Below are 20300 nucleotides of genomic sequence, written 5' to 3' on the forward strand. Positions count from 1 at the left end.
CGAGGAACAGGTTGCGCTCGATCGTGAACAGCCACGCTCGGAGGTCGCCGTCGCGGCGGCGCCCGGACCAAGCGGACAAGGCCCGCTCCAGGGTGTCCTGGACGAGGTCGTCCGCCGCCTCGCGGTCTCGCAACAGCGCGACGGCGTAGCGCCGCAGGGCCGGGATTTGCGGTTCGATCAGGGCGGCGATCTCGTCCAACGACGCTTCCCGGTCAGAGGGGGCCGATCAAGGCATTCACCGATCAAGGCTTGGCGATGTGCCACGCGCCATTGAGGAAGCCGTCGCCGTTGATGTCGCCGGGCTTGGTGTCCTTGGCAAAGGTGTAGAGCGGCTTGCCCTTGTAGGCCCACTGCATCGTGCCCTCATCCCGCGTCACCATCGTCCAGTCGCCGCTGGCGGCCGAGCCGGAGGCGGCCATCAGGGCCGGCCAGTTGATGGCGCAGGGGCCGTTGCACATCGACTTGCCGCCCTTGTCCTTGTCGAAGGTGTATAGGGTCATGCTCTTGGCATCGACGAGCGCCGGCCCCTTGGCGGTCTCGGCCGTCATGGCAGGCGCGGCGGCCTGGGCGGCCAAGGCGGAGAAGGCGACAGCCGCGAAGGCGGCGCGGATCAGCAGAGTGCGCATGGGTGAGGTCTCCCGCGGTCGAGCATGACCGCATCGGGAGGGATGCCGAAGAGGCGCCTCTATTCCACGCGTCTTCTCGACGACAGATCACGAAGGCGTGAACGGGCTCTCAGCCACATCCGCGGAATAAAGCCGCGCCCCAGGCATCCTTCCCATCGACACCGGATCAAAAGGAAGCCGCATGCGCGGAGCACTGGGATTTGCCGTGACGGCGGCGCTGATGGCGAGCGGCCTCGTCGGCGGCCGGATGATGATGCGCCCGACCTTGGCCGCCACCGAGCCAGCGGCAGCTCCGTCCGCGTCCTTCGACGCGATGATGGCGCAGTCGATGGCGCAGATGCATGCCGACATGATGGTCCCGCCCTCGGGCGACCCCGACCGCGACTTCGCCGCGATGATGATCCCGCACCACGAAGGCGCGATCGCGATGGCGAAGGCGGAGCTGCTCCACGGCAAGGATCCGGTCCTGCGCCGCCTCGCGCAGGGGATCGTCGTCGAGCAGGGCCAGGAGATCGATGTGATGCGCCGCGCGCTCGCCGATCGCTCCGCGATGCCGGGTCGGTCCGCCGGCGCCCCTCCCGTTCACCACCATGGCGCGGCACCTGCCGCCGAGATGCCTTCGGAGCACCGCCGATGAAGACCGCCCTGACCGTTCTCGCCCTTGTGCTGCTCTCCGGCTCGGCCTTCGCCGGGCAGGCTCCGGGCCCCACCACGGCGCCCGACGTGCCCATCAGCAGCAAAGACCGGTTCTACACCTCCGATCAGTTCTCCAATACGGTCTCGGTAATCGATCCCGCCGCCAACACCCTGCTCGGGGTGATCCGGCTCGGCGACCCGACGCCGATAAATCTGAGCCCGCTCTATCGCGGGCAGCTTCTGGTTCACGGCATGGGCTTCTCGCCGGACCACAGGACCCTGCTCGCGGTCTCGATCGGTTCGAACTCCGTGAGCTTCATCGACACGGCGACCAACGCGGTCCGCCACACCGCCTATGTCGGCCGCTCGCCGCACGAAGCCTTCTTCACGCCGGACGGCCGAGAGGTCTGGGTGAGCGTGCGCGGCGAGGACTATATCGCCGTGCTCGATGCCGCGACCGCCATGGAGACCCGCCGGATCACCGTACCGAACGGGCCGGGCATGACGATCTTCTCGCCGGACGGCACCTACGGTTACGTCTGCTCCAGCTTCAGCCCCGAGACCGTCGTCATCGACACCAAGACCCACGCCATCGTCGGCCGCGTGAAGCAGGAGAGCCCGTTCTGCCCCGACATCGCCGCCACGCCGGACGGCAAGCAGGTGTGGTTCACCCTCAAGGATGTCGGCCGGACCCAGGTGTTTTCGGCGCGTCCGCCATTCGCGCCGCTGAAGACGATCGAGACCGGGCCAATCACCAACCACGTCAACATCGTCTCGACCAAGGCCGGCCAGTTCGCCTATGTGACGATCGGCGGCCTGAACCAGGTCAAGGTGTTCCTCACCGACGATTTCTCCCAGCTCGCAACGATCCCGACCGGCGCCCTGCCGCACGGGCTCTGGCCCTCGGGCGACGGCACCCGCGTCTATGTCGGCCTGGAGAACGCCGACAAGGCCGCGGTGATCGACACCGCGTCGAACACGGTGATCGCCGAGGTGCCGATCGGGCAGGGTCCGCAGGGCGTCGCCTACGTCCCGAACGCCGTACCGGAGGGCGACGGAATGCAAAACCTGCAGCCGCTGGGGGTCGCAGGCCAGACCAGTGCGCTGTCGCTCGCGGGCAGCGACGGCAAGCCGGCGACGCAGGTCACCCTGTTCGACCAGGGCGTGCTGCAGACGCTGCAGGCCGCGATCACGGGACTGGCGCCGAAGATGCCGTTCGTGCTGGCGCTGTCCGCAGATCCGAAGGGCGCGACCGGCCTGGAGCCACTCGCCGCCTTCACCACCAACCCGGCCGGCGCGGCCATCGTCAACGCGATCGGCCCGATCCGGCAAGTCACCCGCAAGGACGCCGGCCCGAGCCGCCGTTACCTCGTGGTCGCGGCGGGCAAGCCCGGCAAACTCGGCGGCGTCGAGCAGGTGCAGATCACGGATTAATCGAGCGGTGTCGCCAGTCCGGAAGGGGAACATCTCAAACAATGCCTCCGTGACGCGAGCCCAGCCTCGATGTCTGCTTTCGAGAACAGCGTCAGCCTGCTTCTATGGCGTAGTTGGGTCGGGACCCGCCGGTCCGCTCTATGACCGGATCGGGTGGATTGGTGCCGGTCCGCTTCTTGGAGCCCAAGCCATGAAGCGGACCTTCGTTCGGGGAACGACTTTGGGCAGGTAGACTTCGGCAAAGTTTGGGTCGGGCGGTCAAACCAGTCGGGCGTCGCCATCGATGTGGAGGGTCTCGCCGTTCATGAAGCCGTTGCTCATGAGGAAGACGACAGCTGCGCCAGCCTCCTCCGCCGTGCCGAGACGACGCTGCGGTAGCTTCTCCCTGAGGGCGGCGACGTAGGCGTCACGATGAGCGCCCAGCGTACGGGAAAGAAGCGGTGTGTCCGTGGTGCCGGGTGAGAGCGTGCTAACGCGTATCGGCGCGAGTTCCAGCGCCAGGCCCCGGGCAAAAGCCTCCATCGCCGCCGAGGCGGCGGCGAGCACTGCCGTTCCCTGGGCACTCGGGCGATCCGCAAGTGCCCCCGAGATGAAGGTCACGGAGCCATCCGAAGCGAGGCGGTCACCGAGCGTCCATAGGGTATGGACTGCGGCCCAGATCCGCTCGTCGAAGGCGCGCTTCATGTATCTAACACGCACGAAGGTACTCTCGTCATCCTCGGGCGAGCAACGGACGCTGAGTGGCGGAGACGGGACACCATGGAGATCGCGGTCCTAACGGCTGCCACGGGCCTCGCAGGATCCCTGGTGGGGGCAGCTTCGTCGATGGTCACGACCTGGCTTACGCAGAACGGCCAGCGGAAGGCACAGTGGCAGGCGGGCGAGGTTGCGAAGCGCGAGGCTTTGTACGACGAGTTCATCGCGGAAGCATCGAAATGCCTCGCGGACGCCCTGACCCACGATCCGGATGGACCGGAGGTGGTCGTCGGCCTGTTCGCCATCATAGGCAGGATGCGCCTGCGGTCTTCCAGGCCCGTGGTCGAGGCGGCCGAGCGTCTGACGGGCTTCGTCGTAGAGACTTACCACGCACCGAACCTGACCTTCGCGGAGATCCGGGCGACCTTCATGCGCGGGGACGCGCCCGATCCGCTCGCGGACTTCGGGGAGGCATGCCGTCGGGAGCTTCAGGACTTGCGGGGATAGCCATCGGGAAACCGCGACCGACGCCATCGGATCGAGGGGCCGGCAGGGATACAAAGGCGTCACGCCACTTGGAATTCGTCGCTACCGCGACTCGTCGACAGGCTGCCTTACGTGGCCAGCGGACCCCTAGCCGGGCACCCGAGGGATAGGGCCACGGTTGCGCACCAGACACGAAACTGGCGGTTCCGGGGATGGCGCCGATAACGCTCCCGCAGCGGACATCGGTCCTGTCGGCTTTTGCGGCCTGCACCACCGGACGTGATCATCAAGCGTCGTAACCCATCCAGGCCCGTGTCTCGGCGAGGATCTCGTCCGACAGCATTGGGTCGTCGACCGCACGCGCGAGGACGAGCGCACCGATCAGGGCAGCGTAGGTGCCGATGGCCTCGCGGCGTCGCTTGGCGGTGACGCCGGCGGGGAGCGCCTCGGTCATGCGATCGATCTGCGTTCGGATGCCGGTCGTCATAGCCGAACGCGCCGCCGGCGGCCGGTGACGGATATCGGCTGCCAGGGCCGCCATCGGGCACCCGTCCGCCGCATCGTCCCGATGCGCAGGCGATAGATACCTCGCGATGGCCCCTTCCAAGTCGCCGCCCCTTCCCGAGACCTCGGCCGTGGCATGGGCGATGGCATGCGCCATCAAGTCCTCCTTGGAGGCGAAGTGACCGTAGAAGCCGCCGTGCGTCAGGCCCGCAGCCTTCATCACCTCGGCGACCCCGACCGCGTCGAAGCCCTTCTCCCGAAACAGCCGGCTGGCCTCGGACAGGATGCGGTGGCGGTTCTCCCGCATCTGCTCCTGGGTCACACGCATTGCAAAAAATCTCCTTCGTTGCCGTTGACACTAATATGATCGCGATCATATTTCGCTTCAATCATGATTGCGATCATAAAAAACGCCACGTCATGCAAGGGATCGTACAATGTCGCGCAAACCCTCCGTCCTCGTCACCGGCGCCTCCACCGGGATCGGTGCGACCTACGCCGACCGCTTCGCCCGGCGCGGCCACGACCTCGTCCTCGTCGCCCGTGACAAGGCACGGATGGAGGAACTCGCCGGGCGCCTACGCGGCGAGTACGGCGTCGCCGTCGACGTCCTGCCGGCCGACCTTACCGTGCCGGACCAGGTCCGGGCCGTGGAGGCGCGCCTGTGCGACGACGACCGCATCGGCATCCTGATCAACAACGCAGGCGGCAACGTCGGCGGCAGCTTCATCGAGCAGGCCACCGACGACGTCGAGCGGATCGTGACCCTCAACGCGACGTCGCTGCTTCGGCTCTCCAGCGCGGTCGCGCCCCGCCTCGCCAAGGCCGGGACGGGCGCCATCGTCAACATCGGCTCCGTGGTCGGATTGGCCCCAGAGTTCGGCATGTCGGTCTACGGCGCGACCAAGGCCTTCGTCCTGTTCCTGTCCCAGGGCCTGAGCCACGAGCTGTCGCCCAAGGGGGTGTACGTGCAGGCAGTGCTGCCGGCGGCAACGCGCACCGAGATCTGGAGCCGCTCGGGAGCAGACCCGGCCACGTTGCCGCCGATGATGGAGGTCGGCGACCTCGTGGACGCCGCCCTGGTCGGGTTCGACCGCCGCGAGCCCGTGACCATCCCGCCGCTCCACGACGCCGGGCAGTGGGACGCCTTCCAGGCGGCGCGTCAGGCGATGATCCCGGGGTTCGCCCAGGTCCTCCCAGCACCGCGCTACGCTCCCGCCCCGTGAATCGTCGAAATCGCAAAAGTTTGGAGACCGTAGTCCCGTGAAGGCGTTCATTCTCGACCGATACAAGAAGAAGCAGCCGCTTCGGCTCGGCGACCTGCCGGAGCCAGCGATGGGGCCCGGTGACGTCCTGGTCGAGATCGCTGCGGCCGGGCTCAACGTCCTGGACGCCAAGATCCGCAACGGCGAGTTCAAGCTCCTCCTGCCGTATAAGCCGCCCTTCGTCCTCGGGCACGACCTTGCCGGGACCGTCGTCCGGACCGGGGCCAATGTCCGACGCTTCAAGGTGGGCGACGAAGTCTATGCCCGCCCGCGGGACGGTCGCATCGGCACCCTCGCCGAGCGCATCGCCGTCGACGAGGCGGACGTCGCGCTCAAGCCCAAAAACCTCTCGATGACCGAGGCGGCCTCCATTCCCCTCGTTGGCCTGACCGCATGGCAGGTCCTGGTCGAGCAGGCCAAGCTCAAACGGGGGGACAAGGTGCTGATCCACGCCGGCTCCGGTGGCGTCGGCACCTTCGCCATCCAACTCGCCAAGCACCTCGGCGCCACGGTCGCGACCACGGCGAGCGCGGGGAACGCCGACCTCGTCAGGAGCCTCGGGGCCGACATCGTCATCGACTACAAGCGCCAGGACTTCGAGAAGGTCCTGTCCGGCTACGACGTCGTCCTGAACAGCCTCGACGGCGACACGCTCCGGAAGTCGCTGGACGTGCTCAAGCCGGGTGGCAAGCTGATCTCGATTTCCGGGCCGCCGGACCCGACCTTCGCCAAGGCGCAGGGGCTGAACGTTGTCCTCGCGCTGGTCATGCGCGTGTTGAGCCTCGGCATCCGTCGCAAGGCCAAGGCGCGCGGCGTCGATTACGCGTTCCTGTTCATGCGGGCGAACGGGGCGCAACTCGCGCAGATCGCGGCCCTGATCGAGGCGGGAACCATCCGCCCGGTCGTGGACCGGGTGTTCCCGTTCGCGGCGACAGACGAGGCCCTGACCGACCTGGAGGCCGGCCGGTCCAAGGGCAAGGTCGTGGTCGAGATCCGATGACGGGAACACCTCACATGGACATGCCCATATCCCGCTTCGCCGATCTCGCGCGCAGGTGGGTCGACGCCCCGACCCGGAGCGTTGCGGCCGCCGGGACGACCTTCGCGTACCGGCAACTCGGGCCGGCATCCGGGGTACCGGTGATCCTGCTCAATCACTGGGGAGCGAACCTCGACAACTTCGACCCGCGCATCGTCGACGGGCTCGCCGCAGGTCGTCCGGTCATCGCGCTCGACTATCGCGGCATCGGTGCCTCGGGCGGCCAAGCACCACTTACGGTGGCTGAGATGGCGGCCGACACCGTTGCGACCATCCGGGCCCTCGTCCTGGATCGGGTCGACATCGTCGGCTTCTCGCTGGGAGGCTTCGTGGCGCAGGAGGTCGCGCTGCGGGAGCCTGCCCTCGTGCGCAGGCTGATCCTGGCCGGGACCGGACCTGCCGGTGGCACTGGCATCGATAAGGTCGGGTCGGTGTCGTGGCCGCTCATCGTGAAGGGGCTGCTGACCTTCCGGGATCCGAAGACGTACTTGTTCTTCACCGCTTCGGAAGCCAGTCGCCGTGCGGCGAAGGCGTTCCTGGGACGCCTGAAGGAGCGCACGTCGGATCGGGACCCGTCGGTCGGGATCGGGGCGTTCCGGAGGCAACTCAAGGCGATCCACGCCTGGGGTCGGCAGGGGCCACAGGACCTGGGCCGGATCGAGCGACCCGTCCTCGTCGTGAACGGAGACCGGGACATCATGGTGCCGAGCGCGAACTCCGCAGATATGGCGCGTCGCCTGCCGGACGCCGAACTCGTCATCTACGAGGATGCCGGCCACGGCGGCATCTTCCAGTACCACCAAGCTTTTACACCGAAGGCGGTCGCCTTCCTGGATGGCTGAACAAGGCACCGTCGATGGGGCGCGGGCCGTCGAATGGCTCCGCGCCCTCTGGTCGATACCGGATCCATCATACGTCCCAGACAAGGTAGCATCCGCATGATCCAGGACATCGCGGTTCGTCATCATGTCCATCTCAGCGACCGCAGCTACGACGCCGTGGTCGCGGCCTTCCGGGAAGCCGTCGGCTCGGTGGAGGAGGGGTTCGACCAAGCCGCGGCGGAGGTCACAAGCCGGGAGGGCTTCGAGGCCTTGGCCCATTCCCGAGAAGGCAGAAGCGGGTTCATGTCCTTCCTGCCGGTCGATCACGGCAAGTGGCTGCGTTGGGTCGGCATTGAGGGCAAGTGCGTGATGTTCGTGCTCGGCAACCCGCTGATCGCCCAGACGATGATGCGTCACAGCATGGCGGTCGGCCTCAACGTACCGGTCCGCTTGGCCATCTACGAGGATGCGGATGGCGGGACGCGGGTTGCCTACGACCTGCCCTCCAGCCTGATGAGCACGATCCATGACGGACGGGTCCATGACGCGGCCCTCAAGCTCGATGCCAAGCTAATCGCGCTCGCCGAGCAGATCTCCGGCGCCAAGGCCTGAAGGGGTCCCTTCGGACCCGGCATCGCTTGTGACGGCAAACGCGGTCCGAACCCTGATCGTATCCGGCCCGGGCACGACGAAGGTATCCGACGCGCTCGGCGCGTCCGGGAGCCAGTGCATCGTCTCGTGCATGCAACTTTCGGCAGCGCGTGACGACGAACTGAGGTGCTGGCTGTTTCACGAACCGGTCTTCGAAGCTCGCCTCCAGCGGTTGGCCGGCGGTGCAAAGGGCGGCATCCGCACCATCACGACGACCGACATGCCCTCCCGGCCTTACGGTCCGGCGGAGGTCAGAACCGGCGCAGGCCCATCCGGAGGTTCGCCCTGGCCACCTACGACCTCGCGGATGCCAGGACGCTGGTCATCAACCGCACCGCCGCCAGGCGCGCGTCGAACATGCGCTCGCACGAGCAGGGGAATGGGGAGGCGATCCGGTTCGCAACACGCCTCTGCGGCCGCTTCGTGCGATATGGCCTGCGCATGCAGGCCAGGCGATGCTTCCTTCATCACGTCTGCCCGTCACGCCTCATGCCCATGACATCGCCGAGCCAAGAGGGTGGACTTTCCGTGATGGCCGCGTCCGGGAATATGTCCGCCGGAGCTAGCGTAGGGTCAGCGCATCCAACCAGCCGTGGGACGCGGCATAGCGGATGATCTCCGCCCGCGTCCTCAGCCCGAGCTTCTCGGCGGCCCTGGCCTTGTAGGTCTCGACCGACTTCACGCTGACGTCGATCCGTCGGGCGATCTCCTTGTTGCTGAGACCCTGCGCAATGAGGCGTAGCGTCTCCGTCTCCCGTGGGCTGAGCGCCTCGCCACCGTCGCCTCCGGTACCCTTCGCCGATGTCGCGGGTTGCTGCATGGCGTGGCCCGCGACGGACGGGTCGAGGTAAACGCCACCCGCCGCCACCGCATGGACCGCCCTGAGGAGGTCCTCGGCCGCGGAGCGTTTCAGTAGGTAGCCCCTGGCGCCGGCCCTCAGCAGCGGCTGGACGTAGGCGGCGTCCTCGTGGACCGTGAGGACGAGGACCCTGGTCTCGGTGCACTCGGCGGTGACCCGCTCCGTCAGTTCGAGGCCGTTGAGGCCGGGCATCGACACGTCGACAACGGCGACCTCGGGCGAGACCGAGCGGATCAGGGGAAGCGCCTCGCCGCCGTTCGTGGCCTCGCCGACCAGTTCGATCTCGGGGTCGGCGTTCAGGAGCGCCCGGATGCCGGCGAGGACGATGGGATGGTCGTCGGCGAGGACGACGCGGATGCGGCCCATGGACAGGTCCTTCATGCGCAGGCGGCCTGCGGAACGGGGATGGCGATGAACAACGTCGTGCCGACCCCCGGAGAGGTTTCCAGCGTCAGCGCACCGCCGAGGAGCGACAGGCGCTCGCGGATGCCGGACAGGCCCAGGCGCGGCTTGGCCGGTGAACCGTCCTCCGTCATCCCGGGAACGACCTCGGGATCGAAACCGCCTCCGTCGTCCTCGACGATCACCCGCACCTCCTGCGGACGGTGCTCGACCGAGACGCTGACGGTGTCGGCCTCGGCGTGCTTCAGGACGTTGGTGAGCGCCTCCTGCACGATCCGATAGATCGCGGTCTCGGCGGCGGCGGACAAGCGGACGGGGTCGCCGAGGAACTCCAGGTCGGCGCGGACGCCATGGCGCCGCCCCCACTCCCGGAGCAGGGTGGCGAGGGCCTCGTGCAGGCCGAGATCGTCGAGGGCGGTCGGGCGCAGGTCGACGGCCGCGCGATGGATGTCGCGCCCGATCTCGCCGGCGAGCGATTGCAGCCATTGGACCTGCCGGGTCGCTTCCGGGGCGGCGACGCAGGATGCGAGCAGCCGTTCCAGGCCCTTCAGGCCGAGCGATAGGCCCGTGACGGTCTGGCCGACCTGGTCGTGGAGCTCGCGCGCGATGCGGCGCTGTTCATTCTCCTGCGCCTCGCCGAGGCGGCGGAGGAGTTCGAGGCGCTCCGCCTCGGCGCGCTTGCGCGGCTCGATGTCGGACACCACGCCGTAGACCAGGCCGGCCGCGGCGGCGTCACGCAGGCGGGGCGCGCGGCCGGCCAGGCGTACCCAGCGCGGCTCGGGACCCGTGCCGTCGACGCGGAATTCGACGTCGAAAGCCCCCCCGTCCGCCAGGCTCCAGCGCAGGTCGTCGGAGAGGCGGGCGCGGTCGTCCGGGTGGACCGTCCCGATCACCATGCCGACGTCGGCCTCCGTCTCGCCGCCCTCCGCGACGTCGGCCCTCCAACCGAGCAGTTGGGCCGCGCGCGGCGACCCCGTCACCTTACCCCGGACCGTATCCCATCGCAGCGTTCCGAGCTCGGCGGCATCGGCGGCGACGGCGCCCTGCTCCTCGCTCGACCTCAGCGCCAGGGAAAACCGCGCCCGCTCGCCGGCCCGTCTCTGCGCCATGTCGCGGCCCACCAGGCCGACCAGCGCGAGGGCGAGGCCGATGCTGAGGACACTGCCGCCGGCCAGGACGAGGTAGGAGCGCAGGACCGGGGCGTTCAGCGTCGCGGCCGGCATTCCGAAATGCACCGACCAGCCACCGGTGTCCTGCAGCGTGCGATAGACCACCTCGACGTTCGATCCCTCCAGGGTGGAGCCCGAGTAGAAGCCGTTGGGCGCGTGCCGGATCGCCGCCTGGAGTGCGGCGTCGGCGGGTTGCCCGAGTTCCTCCGCCTCGGCGCGGGTGCGGGCGATGGTGTTGCCGTCGGCATCGACGATGGTCCCGACCCAGCCATCCGGTGCGCCGGCGTCGCGCAGGATCGAGCTGACCGCGTCGTTGGCGAGTCCGACCGATAGGACGTAGCGGAGGTCGCCTTTCCTGATGACTGGGACCCGCAACGCGACGAGGCGCTTGCCCGAGACCGGCCCGACCGGGCCGATGCCGCCGACCACGGGGCGATGCGTCCCGACGACGGCGTCGAAGCTTCGGCGGTCGGCGGTGGGTCCGAGCTCGTCGTCGAGGGAGCGGAGCAGGTTGACGATCTGGACGCCGTCCGGCCTGGAAAGCTCGACGGTCTCCCACAGGGGCCGGGCCCGCTTGACCCGCTCGGCCTCGGCGTAGAAAGCGGCGAGGTCTGGCTTGTCGAGGGTGGAGGATGCCGCTTCCGCTTCGAGGACGCCGATCTGCGCTGCGATGTCGGAAGAGACGCGCTCGGCGACGCGGCTCGCGCTGGCCACCGCGGCACTGCGGGTGAGGTCGCGCTGCTGCTGCGCCATCGACGTGGCGACCCAGCCGCTGAGCAGGAGAACCGGAATGGCGGCCGCGAGCGCCAGCGCGACGACGGTGCGACCGTTGCCACGGCTGAGTTGCGCCTGATCCGCCCCGTCGGAACGGACTTTTCCCCGGATGGTCATGAATGCGACCCTCGGACGGCCCCTTCCATGGCGGAGGATGCCGCCGGTCCGACATGTCCGATCCTAAAGCCTATGCGCCCGACAGCCGAGACGCCCGGCACCGGTAGCCCGGTATCACCGAGACCCTTCATCCACCTCGATGTCCAAGGCCCCGCGGAACCGCGGTGACCCCGCGTCGTCCCCGAGGAGGCGTCGTCCCGAGGCTATGACTTGAAGGGTTTGACGGTCGCCTTCCGAGGCGAGCACGCCTTGCTCCAGGTACCTCAGGCGTTCGATCAGGTTCGGCGGTGGAATGCCGTCCTGATCGAGGCCGGCCTCCACCAGGGCGGTCACCACACGCTCCAGTCTGCCGAAGGTATGGCCTTCCAGCGACGACGGTTTCTTCCTGCCCATATAGCCCATGCATCGATATCCCGACCCTCGTCGGCATGGCTCCGGCAAGGGCGCCGACCCGGGCCCGCAGTGCACGGACGAGCCGACCCCACCGAGGGGCGCCTTAGGTCGCCGCCGAAAGTTCCGGGGCCGACGCGTCAGGCCGGAGCCCTGCGACCCGTACCATCACGCGCGGATGCGGCACCCTTGTGTCGAGGTCCCAGACCGATCCGTCAAAGCCCTCGTACCAGGCGCGGCGTTCGCGCGAGTCCCCGGGATAGGGGCATGCGTCCCTCGGGCGACCCATGGTTCGGGCGCGCGCGCCCTGCTTGATGACATCCATGATCATCGGCGCTTCCTCTCCGTCATCTCGAAAACCGTTCGACGGCATCGAGTAGCGCCCGGATCGACGGCACCGACAAGCTTGTTTCACGGCCCCTGCCGTTCTCTCCGACGCGTGTCAGGATCTTCCCGACACCCGCGGATGCGGAACGCGCTTGACCGTTGCCGATGGACCGTTGCGTTCCTTTCACCCGGCGAAGCGGCGGGGCGGGCCATGGATGGTTGGCCGCCCCGACCGCGAACGTCTCTCAGGAACTCTTCTTGTTGTACTTGAAGGCAGGCGCGTTCTTCAGCGTGTCCTTGTCGGTGTCGACCATGGCCTTGAGCGTGCCGTCGGCGCGGTGGAGGAAGACCGAAGCGGGATCGACCAGGATGTAGCGTTCGCCAATCCCGAGGAAGCCACCGACGCTGACGACGAGGCCGGAGACGGTCTTCCCGTTGTCGATGACCAGGTCTTCGATCTCGCCGACGGTCTCGTTCTGCTTGTTGTAGAGGTTCTTGCCGACGAGCTTCGAGGAGGTCACCTCGGCCGGCGTCGCGGTGACGAACCTGATTTTGGCGGTGGCCGTGTCTGCCATGGTCATGCCGCTCATTCCGCCCGTCGAAGTGGGCATCGCGGTGCCGGCCGCCGGGGCCTTCATCTGGCCGGTCTGGTCACTGGCAGGCTTCTGCATGGCCTTGTCCTGCGCGAGCGCGGGACCGGCAAGGAATGCGCTGGCGACGAGCGCGCTGACAACGATGTTCTTCATCCGGTTCTCCTCGATCTGGGAAAGCATCGGCACGGGGCCGACATCCGTCAGTCGAGGGCTTGGACCTGCCACGGGCGGCCCAAGCCCTCGACTCGCGTGCGGGGCTTAGTAGCCGCAGCCGAGGTACGGGCGGCCGTAGCCGTAGCGGACCGGGGCGTAACCGTATCCATAGCCGTAGCCGTAGCCGTAGCGGACCGGGGCGTAGCCGTATCCATAGCCGTAGCCGTAGGGACGGCCGTATCCGGCACCATAATAGGCCGGCCGGATCGCCGCGGCGGCGAGCCCGAGGCCGAGGCCGGTCGCGAGGCCGAAACCGCGATAGCCGCGACGGTAACCGTAGCGACCGTAGTGGCGCCCGTACCCGAAGCGGGCGTGCCGGAAGCCGAACCCGCGATAGCCGCCGAACCCATGTCGGTGCGAGCGGAAGCCGATGCCGCGGAAGCCGCCGTGATGCCCCCGGAAGCCACCGAACCCACGGTGGTGTCCATGGAAGCCGCCGTGATGTCCGTGGAAGCCATGCCCCCTGCCGAAGGGCCTCGCCTCGCTCGATGGGGCGAACAGGACGAGGCTCGATACCGCGGCGAGGGCGACTGCGATGCGTTTCATGGAGCGACTCTGGATGGGCCATGCCTGGCCGCGCGGTGGGAGGAAAGGCTCGACCGGCGTTCCGGCCTTGTCGAACGCGCCCGGAACGGGCCGGCGCAGCCTTTCCGGCTCACCTCGTCATCTGGGTCGCCGGAGGTGCCCCGATCAGTCAGAGAAGACCGCAACTCCGTCAGGGTAAACCTGACAGCCGCCTGGGCCCCCACCGAGTGCGGGTTGCAATCCATGCGGCGTCATACGAGGTCGCGGTCAGGGCGTGCCTCGGCGGCGGATCGGGGCTCACACGGCCGAGTGGCAGGGGTACGCATGAGGCAAGCGATGCGCCGAACGGCACGGCTGCTCCGCACGCTCCGGAGGCGGCCCGGCGGCGTCTCGCCATTCGGTGTTCCCAGTGCCGGACCGGCGCCGGCGGCCGAACACTCCGTCGAGGACTGGGCCCGTTACGGTGGAGGGCTCGACGCATCGGACCTCGCCCCCGACCAGAACCGCATCCGGTACCCCGCCCATGACATGCCGACGTGAGCTAGGTTCGGATGCCGGAAATTCCTGGCTTGAGGCGCCCTCGGCTTGCCGCAGGTGGCGACGCTGGCCTGGAGCTCTTCCGCGGCCGGCCAACGACAACCGGAGCGTTGCGCCGCCTGGGGCGATCCACGCGGTCGGGCTGGCCTTCCTCGGATGCGTCGTGGTGCTCTGCCTGATCCTGGCCCTGGCGACCTGATCGGGAACGCGGATCCGCCCGCATCACCGATGGACCGAGGGCGGTTTCGACCCACCGTGAAGATGTCGCCCACAAACCGAACGGGCAGTGAGCAGTCGACCATGGGGCGATGGTTTGCCTATGGGCCTTCCCCTCTCACGGATGGGCGCAGGCGACGGTCAGACGCGTCGATGGGACCTGTCATCCGGATGCACGCGTGCGAGCCAACCCCGGCCGCGGGCGTCGTCGCCCTCCTGCCCGATGACCGCCGTCCATTCGGCGCTCGTGTAAACGCATTGGCCGGCCGCGTCGGTAAGGAAGATCATCGAGTCGCCTCGCATCAGAATGGCCGCGGCGGATAGGTCGTGCTCCGTCCAACATCACCAAACCCTGGACGGTAGACGGCCACGAACTTGTCGCCGTGCCGTTTCCCTGGATCAAGCCTCACCGAGATCGTACGGGACCGAGGATGATCGAGCCCGGGGCGAAGGCTCTCGTACGGCCGGAAGCGATAGCGGACATCCTCGGGGTTCCGGTGGACGGGTCCCTGGCAGGACCCGTTCCGGGCAATCTTGCGGCAGCCGACGAATGCCTTCGCCCCCTGGCTATGCCCGAGGACCAAGGAAAGGAGCCGTCCTGTCGGCGACGCTCGCCCCATGGTCGTGCGGCCCGATGCCGGGACCACCCAAACCGCCGCGGCCGGCGGCTCGACGACGGCCGGGGCCGCCGGGATCGATCAGCATAGGCCCGGACGCCCATTCAATTGCGGCCGGGCCTACTCGTATCCGCTGCCCACCGACTGGACGGCGCGCCGATGCTGAGCGCTGAACGGTCCGCCCACCTCATGCCTTGACGCACGACGGTTCCGGCATTCGGGTCAGCAGGAGGGCGGCGGCGGACCCGATGGCGCTGGAGACGAGGAACGCCGCGGTGAACCCGCTGAGGTCGACGATGCTGCCGGCGAGCACGTTCGACAGGGCGATGGCGACGCCCTGGACGGTCGCGATGGCGCCCGAGGCGAGGTTGTACCGTCTCTTGTCCTCCATGAAGTCGGCGATCATCAGCGGCTTGATCGCGCTGTAGAGGCCGGTGCTCACGCCCTCCAGGGACTGGACCGCGAACAGCCAGATCGCGTCGTCGGACACCGTGTAGAGCAGTGCCCGGACCGGCAGCATCGCGAAGGCGAACAGAATGATGGGCTTGCGCCCCCAGCCGTCTGCGAAACGCCCGACCATGATGGCCATGGGGAGCATCACGACCTGGGCCGCGATGATGGTCGTCGAGGTGATCGCGGCCGACCAGTCCTCGTGCGCCAAGGAGATCTTCTGGGCGACGAGCGAGGCCATCGGCCCGTTCGCCAGCTGAAACAGGAAGATCGACGCGGCGAAGATCAGGAGGGGGCGGTTGGCGAGGAGCACCTTGAGTGCGGAGCCGCTTTTCGCCTTGGGCTTCACCTCCTCGGCGAGCTCCTGACCGACGATGTCGCGCGGGATGGAGAGCACGGCCGCCGCCGCCAGCAGCGATAGGGCGGGTACCAGGAAGAATACGGCCCGATCCGGGAAGCCGTAGCCCACCAGGGCGATCAGGACGGCGATGCAGACGTTGCCGCCCCGGTACCAGGCACTGTTCCGGCCCATCCGGCGGGACAGGCGCGCCTTCGGAAAGATGCCGAGGGTGAGGCCGGCGATGGTCGGGGTGAAGCTGCTGCCCGCCGCGGTCAGCACCGTGAACGCCACCAGCACCGGCCAGAACTGCGGCCAGATCGCGATCACCGCGGCCCCGGCCGACGCTGCCAGCAACGCGGCCACGATGGCCATGCGCTTATCGCGCGCGCGGTCGATGACGGCACCGAGGGGCGCCTGCAGGCCGACGCCGATGAGACCCGCAATGGTGGTCACCAACCCGACCGTCGTCGCGCTCCATTCCCGATGCACGAGCAGGAAGACGTTGAGGTAGGGCCGGAGTCCGCCGTTGACGTCGACAAGGGTCAGGTTGAGGAGGTCGAACTTGCGCGGGTGCAGGTCCCGCGCTTCCCCGGCTCCGTCCGCCGGACCTGGCCGTTCCGCTCTCCCATTCATGCTCTCATGACGCCTGTTCCCGTATCGACGTGACGGGAAGTGACGCGCCTGCACCGATTGCGTTCCCTAGGCGCCGGCCCCATCCGCCCGTTGGGACAGGGAAGGCATCGTAAGATCTCAATTGACCGCCGACCGTCCCTCGGGATCTTGACCGGATGGGAGCAAGCCGATCCTTTCGTTGAGGAACGGCAGAATCGATATGGACGTGGCGAGGCCGGGTGAAGGCAGGCGGTCCGCCCGGCGTCTCCCTACGTCGATCAGTGGGCCAGCTTCAGTGTCGCGACCCCAGCGACGATCAAGGCCACACCGGCGTAGCACGCCGGGGAATGAGTGCCTCCGCAGCGGGATCGGCCTTGGCATGCCGTTCCGGACCCGGAGCCGCCACGCCCGCCCCCGCCCGGTTCGAGGACCGGGCGAAGGTCTTTCAGCATCGAGGTTCCCGGTCGGCAAACGACCGGAACGTCGGCGTTAGCGACGGCAGCGACCGCCCGGTCCACGGTAGAGACCGGGCGGGCAACCACGCGGCGCGCCCGTGATGGCCCGCCGCATGGCGCCGCGCGGTCCGCGGTTCAAGCGGCAGCCCCCGAACGGACCGCGATGGGCACCGAAGCCGCAACCGGCGCGGACCTGGACGGTGGGAGCGTCCACGCCGAGACCGCCGGCCGGCATGGGAAGGGCCTGGGCCCCGCCTGCCATCAGCAGGGTCGCGAACCCGCCGACGATGAGACCTGTGAGCTTCATTCTGATTCTTTCGTTGTGGCTGGCACAGCGCGTAGGCCGTGCCCTGGGAAAGACCGCTATCCGAACCCCGATCCCGGGCATTCGGTTCACTTGGCGCGGCAGGGCCGCTCCGCACGGACGACGCGACCGTCGTGGTCGGCGTCGAGCCGGGCGAACCGCTTGGAAGACGTTGCGTCGATCTCCTCGGCGGTGAGGAAGCCATCGCCGTCCGCGTCGATGGCCCGGAACCGCCCGGCAGGGTCGTAAGGCCCCTTGCCGGGACGAGCGTCCCACCAGGCCGCCCATTCCGCCCGGCTGACGCGCCCGTCGTGATCGGCATCGGCCCGCATGATCCGTGTGCGGTTGCGCGAAAGGAACGTCGACAGGTCCATGCCGACGGCCCCAGCACCCTTCGGCGGGTCGGTGCCCTCAGGCGTCTGGGCGGATGCGGACGTAACCGCCAGGAGCGTGCACAGGGTCAGGCAGGCGATAGCCTTCGTCATGATCGCACCTCTTGCGTCACCGGGTCGTCCCGCGGCCGCGCCGGATGGCACGGCCCCTAGCCTCGACAGGGTCACCAACGGTGATGCCAGCCGTGGTGGCCCCAACCGCGATGGCCCCACCCGCGATGGCCCCAGCCGACATGCCGGTAGCCACCCCAGCGAGGACCGCCCCAACCGAACCGTCGCGGTCCGTAGAAGGCGGGCCGGAAGGCGTAGGGCCGGTAGAACACCCTTGGTCCGAGGTTGGGCCGGCAGTACCCGTAGAACCCGCGGTGGCCCCCGAGGCCGCAGCCGTCCCGGGCCTCGGCCGTGCCGGCGGTGGCCAACGGCGCCGCCAGACCGGCCGCCAGCAGGGCCGCGGGCAGGAGCCGCCTCAACAGGGTCGGCGCGCGTACCGCTTCCTTCGTCATCGCTTCGTCTCCCAATGCGGTGTTTCGACTGCCCGCACCTTGCCGCCGGCCTGTCGCAGGAATTTGCCGGGAAACCCCATTTTCGTCGCGAGCCGTCGCGGGTTCGAAGGTCCCGATACATCTCGCGACAGAATCCCCCGGGAGGCGGACGCCGCCGCGCGTTAGGGTCCAGTACGAAAGGTTCGCGACATGGACGACGCACACATCATGGTGGTGGACGACCATCGCGACATCCGCGATCCGCTCGCGGCCTACCTGAGGAAGCACGAGCTCCGGGTCACCGTCGCCGCGGACGCGGCGGCCGCTCGCGTCGTCCTGGCGGGAAGTGCCATCGACCTCGTGCTCCTCGACATCATGATGCCGGGAGAGGACGGCCTGTCGGTCTGCGGCCATATCCGGGAGGCCTACGACACGCCCGTCATCCTCCTCACCGCCCTGGCGGAGGGGACCGACCGGATCGTCGGTCTGGAGATCGGGGCCGACGACTACGTCACTAAGCCGTTCGAGCCGCGCGAGCTCCTCGCCCGCATCAAGAACCTCCTCCGGCGCACGCGCGCGCTGCCCCGCACCCGGGACGAGGCCGACGGACGCAAGCTGGCGTTCGACCGTTGGACGCTGGACACCGACCGGCGCGAATTCGTCGACGACGCCGGCACCCCTGTCGCGCTCAGCACGGCTGAGTTCCGCCTGCTAACTGCGTTGACCCGGCATCCGCGGGTGGTGCTGTCCCGTGACCAACTCCTCGACCTGACCAGCGGCCGGACCGCCGACGCGTTCGACCACAGCATCGACAACCAGGTCAGCCGCCTCCGACGCAAGCTGGAGCGCGACCCGGCCAATCCGGGTCTCCTCAAGACCGTCTGGGGCGGCGGCTACGTCCTGCCGGCCGAGGTGAGGACGGTGCCTTGAGGCTGGTGCCGCACTCGCTCGGCGGCCGTCTCGCGCTCCTCTTGGTGCTCGCCGTCGTAGGCGCCCAGGGCGTGGCCTTCGCGATGTTCGCTCACGAGTCGTCGCGGGTCGGCCGGGCGGCGGCCCGGACCCAGGTGGTCGACCGCATCGCCACGCTGGTCCGCCTGCTCGACGCGGTCCAGCCCGACACCGTCCCGAGCGTGGTCGCGGCCTACGGTTCCCCCCGCCACCGCTTCACCATTGATGCCGGCAGCCTCGTCCCAGAAGGCGCGATGGGAGCCGACGAGACGCGCCTTGCACGGCGGATCGACCGACGCATGAAGGACGACGCGAGCCAGGCGCGGATCGCCCTTGTCGAGCGCGACGTCGGGAACAATGCCCCCCCCGGGCCGCCTGTCGGACAGGAACCAGGCCCTGCGGGTCTCCGTCCGGCTCGACGACGGGCGCTGGCTCAACGCCGAGGCTCCGCTCGCGTCGCGTACCCCGCCGTGGATGCGGATCGCGCTCATCCAGGTCCTGGCCAGCGTGGTCGCCGTGCTCGTGGTCGTCGCCGTCGCCAGACGCGGGATCGTCGGTCCGGTGGCGGACCTCGCCAGGGCCGCGGAGATGGCCGGTCGGGGCGCAGCGTTCGAGCCCCTGGCGGAATGCGGCCCGCGCGAGTTGCGGATCATGACGGCGGCATTCAACCGGATGCAGGAGCGCTCGCGGGCCTTCGTCGCCGACCGCACCCGGATGCTGGCCGCCATCAGCCACGACCTGCGCACCCCCATCGCCTCGCTCTGGCTCCGGGCCGAGATGGTCGAGGACGGCGAACTGAGGGACGCGATGGTCCGCACGATCTCGGACATGAAGCGGATGGTCGACGCGACCCTGGCGTTCGCCCGGGACGATGCGCTCTCCCAGGACAGCGGCCCGTTGGACCTCGCCGAGATGGTCCGGGCCCTTGCGGACGACCACGTGGTCCTGGGACAGGACGTAACCGTCGCGTCGCCGGCCGACCTTCCGTTCCATGGCCGGCGGATGGCGCTGCGTCGGGCCCTCGACAACCTCGTCGAGAACGCCGTCCGCTACGGCGACAGGGCGCGGATCACCCTTGAGCGGGGCGGTGACGGCATCTGTATCCTCGTCGACGACGACGGGCCGGGGATACCCGATGATCGGATCGAGGAGATGTTCGCACCCTTCGCGCGGCTGGAGGGTTCGCGTAACGCGGACACGGGCGGGACCGGTCTCGGCCTCACCATCGCACGGTCGGCGATCCGCGCGCATGGCGGCGACGTGGCGCTGGTCAACCGGGCCGGCGGTGGCCTGAGAGTCTGTCCGGCATCATAATGTTTTCTGACAGAGCTTTCGGGTCATGAGGCGGATGGAGGCCAAGAGGACGAACGCTCGCCCTTTCCGGCTTTTGCATTCCCAATCCTTCGCGAGACGGCGGCAG

Annotated in this window: 23 protein-coding genes and 1 pseudogene; 9 read left to right on the forward strand and 15 right to left on the reverse strand. The window is 68.7% G+C overall.

Features of this window, described 5'->3' with window-relative positions; all coding sequences use genetic code 11:
* The coding region (locus FV234_RS21430) for a sigma factor (RefSeq protein WP_281407967.1) at positions 1 to 199 on the reverse strand (199 nt) is incomplete at its 3' end.
* A 43-nt stretch (positions 200 to 242) separates the two neighbouring features.
* A complete protein-coding gene (locus FV234_RS21435) occupies positions 243 to 626 on the reverse strand; it encodes a hypothetical protein (RefSeq protein WP_147831547.1) in 384 nt (127 codons plus the stop codon).
* Positions 627 to 807: 181 nt separating this feature from the next.
* On the opposite strand from FV234_RS21435, the gene FV234_RS21440 reads away from it, so the two are divergent.
* Together FV234_RS21440 and FV234_RS21445 are read left to right on the forward strand one after the other, a co-directional pair.
* Positions 808 to 1263, forward strand: coding sequence for a DUF305 domain-containing protein (locus FV234_RS21440; RefSeq protein ID WP_147831549.1), 456 nt, complete (start codon positions 808 to 810; stop codon positions 1261 to 1263).
* Positions 1260 to 2696: a YncE family protein gene (locus FV234_RS21445; RefSeq protein WP_147813152.1), complete on the forward strand. Its 1437-nt coding sequence runs from the start codon at positions 1260 to 1262 to the stop codon at positions 2694 to 2696. The genes FV234_RS21440 and FV234_RS21445 overlap by 4 nt, the downstream gene beginning before the upstream one ends.
* A gap of 258 nt (positions 2697 to 2954) precedes the next feature.
* Here FV234_RS21445 and FV234_RS21450 read toward each other — a convergent pair whose 3' ends face one another.
* Positions 2955 to 3380 (reverse strand): SDR family oxidoreductase, encoded by a 426-nt coding sequence (locus FV234_RS21450; protein WP_246685325.1) that lies wholly within the window; start codon positions 3378 to 3380, stop codon positions 2955 to 2957.
* A 75-nt stretch (positions 3381 to 3455) separates the two neighbouring features.
* Here FV234_RS21450 and FV234_RS21455 point away from each other — a divergent pair, with 75 nt between their 5' ends.
* Complete coding sequence (locus tag FV234_RS21455) at positions 3456 to 3899, forward strand: hypothetical protein (protein ID WP_147813150.1); 444 nt, start codon at positions 3456 to 3458, stop codon at positions 3897 to 3899.
* A 265-nt stretch (positions 3900 to 4164) separates the two neighbouring features.
* Here the strand turns inward: FV234_RS21455 and FV234_RS21460 are convergent, their stop codons facing one another.
* On the reverse strand, positions 4165 to 4710 hold the full coding sequence (locus FV234_RS21460) for a TetR/AcrR family transcriptional regulator (protein WP_147813148.1): 546 nt from the start codon (positions 4708 to 4710) through the stop codon (positions 4165 to 4167).
* Positions 4711 to 4819: 109 nt separating this feature from the next.
* Between FV234_RS21460 and FV234_RS21465 the strand changes: the two genes are divergently transcribed.
* The 4 genes from FV234_RS21465 (at position 4820) to FV234_RS21480 (ending at position 8119) form a co-directional block, all read left to right on the forward strand.
* Positions 4820 to 5608, forward strand: coding sequence for an SDR family oxidoreductase (locus tag FV234_RS21465; RefSeq protein WP_147813146.1), 789 nt, complete (start codon positions 4820 to 4822; stop codon positions 5606 to 5608).
* A 37-nt stretch (positions 5609 to 5645) separates the two neighbouring features.
* A complete protein-coding gene (locus FV234_RS21470; protein ID WP_147831551.1) occupies positions 5646 to 6647 on the forward strand; it encodes an NADP-dependent oxidoreductase in 1002 nt (333 codons plus the stop codon).
* A gap of 14 nt (positions 6648 to 6661) precedes the next feature.
* The gene (locus tag FV234_RS21475; RefSeq protein ID WP_147831557.1) at positions 6662 to 7528 is read left to right on the forward strand and encodes an alpha/beta hydrolase; all 867 of its coding nucleotides are present in this window, start codon (positions 6662 to 6664) and stop codon (positions 7526 to 7528) included.
* 96 nt (positions 7529 to 7624) lie between these two features.
* Positions 7625 to 8119 (forward strand): DUF302 domain-containing protein, encoded by a 495-nt coding sequence (locus tag FV234_RS21480; protein ID WP_187273753.1) that lies wholly within the window; start codon positions 7625 to 7627, stop codon positions 8117 to 8119.
* A gap of 601 nt (positions 8120 to 8720) precedes the next feature.
* Here the strand turns inward: FV234_RS21480 and FV234_RS21485 are convergent.
* The 9 genes from FV234_RS21485 to FV234_RS21535 form a co-directional block, all read right to left on the reverse strand.
* Positions 8721 to 9383, reverse strand: a complete 663-nt coding sequence (locus FV234_RS21485) for a response regulator transcription factor (RefSeq protein WP_147813164.1) — start codon at positions 9381 to 9383, stop codon at positions 8721 to 8723.
* A gap of 11 nt (positions 9384 to 9394) precedes the next feature.
* The gene (locus FV234_RS21490; RefSeq protein ID WP_147813138.1) at positions 9395 to 11479 is read right to left on the reverse strand and encodes an ATP-binding protein; all 2085 of its coding nucleotides are present in this window, start codon (positions 11477 to 11479) and stop codon (positions 9395 to 9397) included.
* A gap of 114 nt (positions 11480 to 11593) precedes the next feature.
* Positions 11594 to 11881: a hypothetical protein gene (locus FV234_RS21495; RefSeq protein ID WP_246685324.1), complete on the reverse strand. Its 288-nt coding sequence runs from the start codon at positions 11879 to 11881 to the stop codon at positions 11594 to 11596.
* A 94-nt stretch (positions 11882 to 11975) separates the two neighbouring features.
* Positions 11976 to 12242, reverse strand: coding sequence for an Rmf/CrpP family protein (locus FV234_RS27115; protein WP_348643089.1), 267 nt, complete (start codon positions 12240 to 12242; stop codon positions 11976 to 11978).
* 199 nt (positions 12243 to 12441) lie between these two features.
* On the reverse strand, positions 12442 to 12942 hold the full coding sequence (locus FV234_RS21505) for a PRC-barrel domain-containing protein (RefSeq protein WP_147813162.1): 501 nt from the start codon (positions 12940 to 12942) through the stop codon (positions 12442 to 12444).
* Positions 12943 to 13047: 105 nt separating this feature from the next.
* Positions 13048 to 13548: a hypothetical protein gene (locus FV234_RS21510; RefSeq protein WP_147831553.1), complete on the reverse strand. Its 501-nt coding sequence runs from the start codon at positions 13546 to 13548 to the stop codon at positions 13048 to 13050.
* A 1536-nt stretch (positions 13549 to 15084) separates the two neighbouring features.
* Entirely contained in the window at positions 15085 to 16320 is a 1236-nt protein-coding gene (locus tag FV234_RS21520) for an MFS transporter (protein ID WP_147813130.1), read from the reverse strand.
* Positions 16321 to 17147: 827 nt separating this feature from the next.
* On the reverse strand, positions 17148 to 17543 hold the full coding sequence (locus tag FV234_RS21530; RefSeq protein ID WP_147813126.1) for a hypothetical protein: 396 nt from the start codon (positions 17541 to 17543) through the stop codon (positions 17148 to 17150).
* Positions 17544 to 17614: 71 nt separating this feature from the next.
* Positions 17615 to 17953 (reverse strand): hypothetical protein, encoded by a 339-nt coding sequence (locus FV234_RS21535; protein WP_238280901.1) that lies wholly within the window; start codon positions 17951 to 17953, stop codon positions 17615 to 17617.
* Positions 17954 to 18142: 189 nt separating this feature from the next.
* Between FV234_RS21535 and FV234_RS21540 the strand changes: the two genes are divergently transcribed.
* Positions 18143 to 18862, forward strand: a complete 720-nt coding sequence (locus FV234_RS21540) for a response regulator (protein ID WP_147812725.1) — start codon at positions 18143 to 18145, stop codon at positions 18860 to 18862.
* On the opposite strand, the gene FV234_RS26310 is transcribed toward FV234_RS21540, so the two are convergent.
* Complete coding sequence (locus FV234_RS26310; RefSeq protein WP_210250946.1) at positions 18826 to 19371, reverse strand: hypothetical protein; 546 nt, start codon at positions 19369 to 19371, stop codon at positions 18826 to 18828. The two genes, FV234_RS21540 and FV234_RS26310, sit on opposite strands and share 37 nt — an antisense overlap.
* On the opposite strand from FV234_RS26310, the gene FV234_RS26315 reads away from it, so the two are divergent.
* Positions 19355 to 20194 carry an ATP-binding protein gene (locus FV234_RS26315; RefSeq protein WP_210250948.1) on the forward strand — a complete coding sequence of 280 codons (840 nt, stop codon included), beginning with the start codon at positions 19355 to 19357 and terminating at the stop codon, positions 20192 to 20194. The two genes, FV234_RS26310 and FV234_RS26315, sit on opposite strands and share 17 nt — an antisense overlap.
* Here the strand turns inward: FV234_RS26315 and FV234_RS21550 are convergent.
* Positions 20189 to 20300 (reverse strand): annotated as a pseudogene (locus tag FV234_RS21550) (IS5/IS1182 family transposase); the annotation flags it as partial. The gene FV234_RS26315 and the pseudogene FV234_RS21550 overlap by 6 nt on opposite strands.

Origin of the sequence: Methylobacterium sp. WL8 (assembly GCF_008040045.1) — a bacterium.
Lineage (GTDB): Bacteria > Pseudomonadota > Alphaproteobacteria > Rhizobiales > Beijerinckiaceae > Methylobacterium > Methylobacterium cerastii.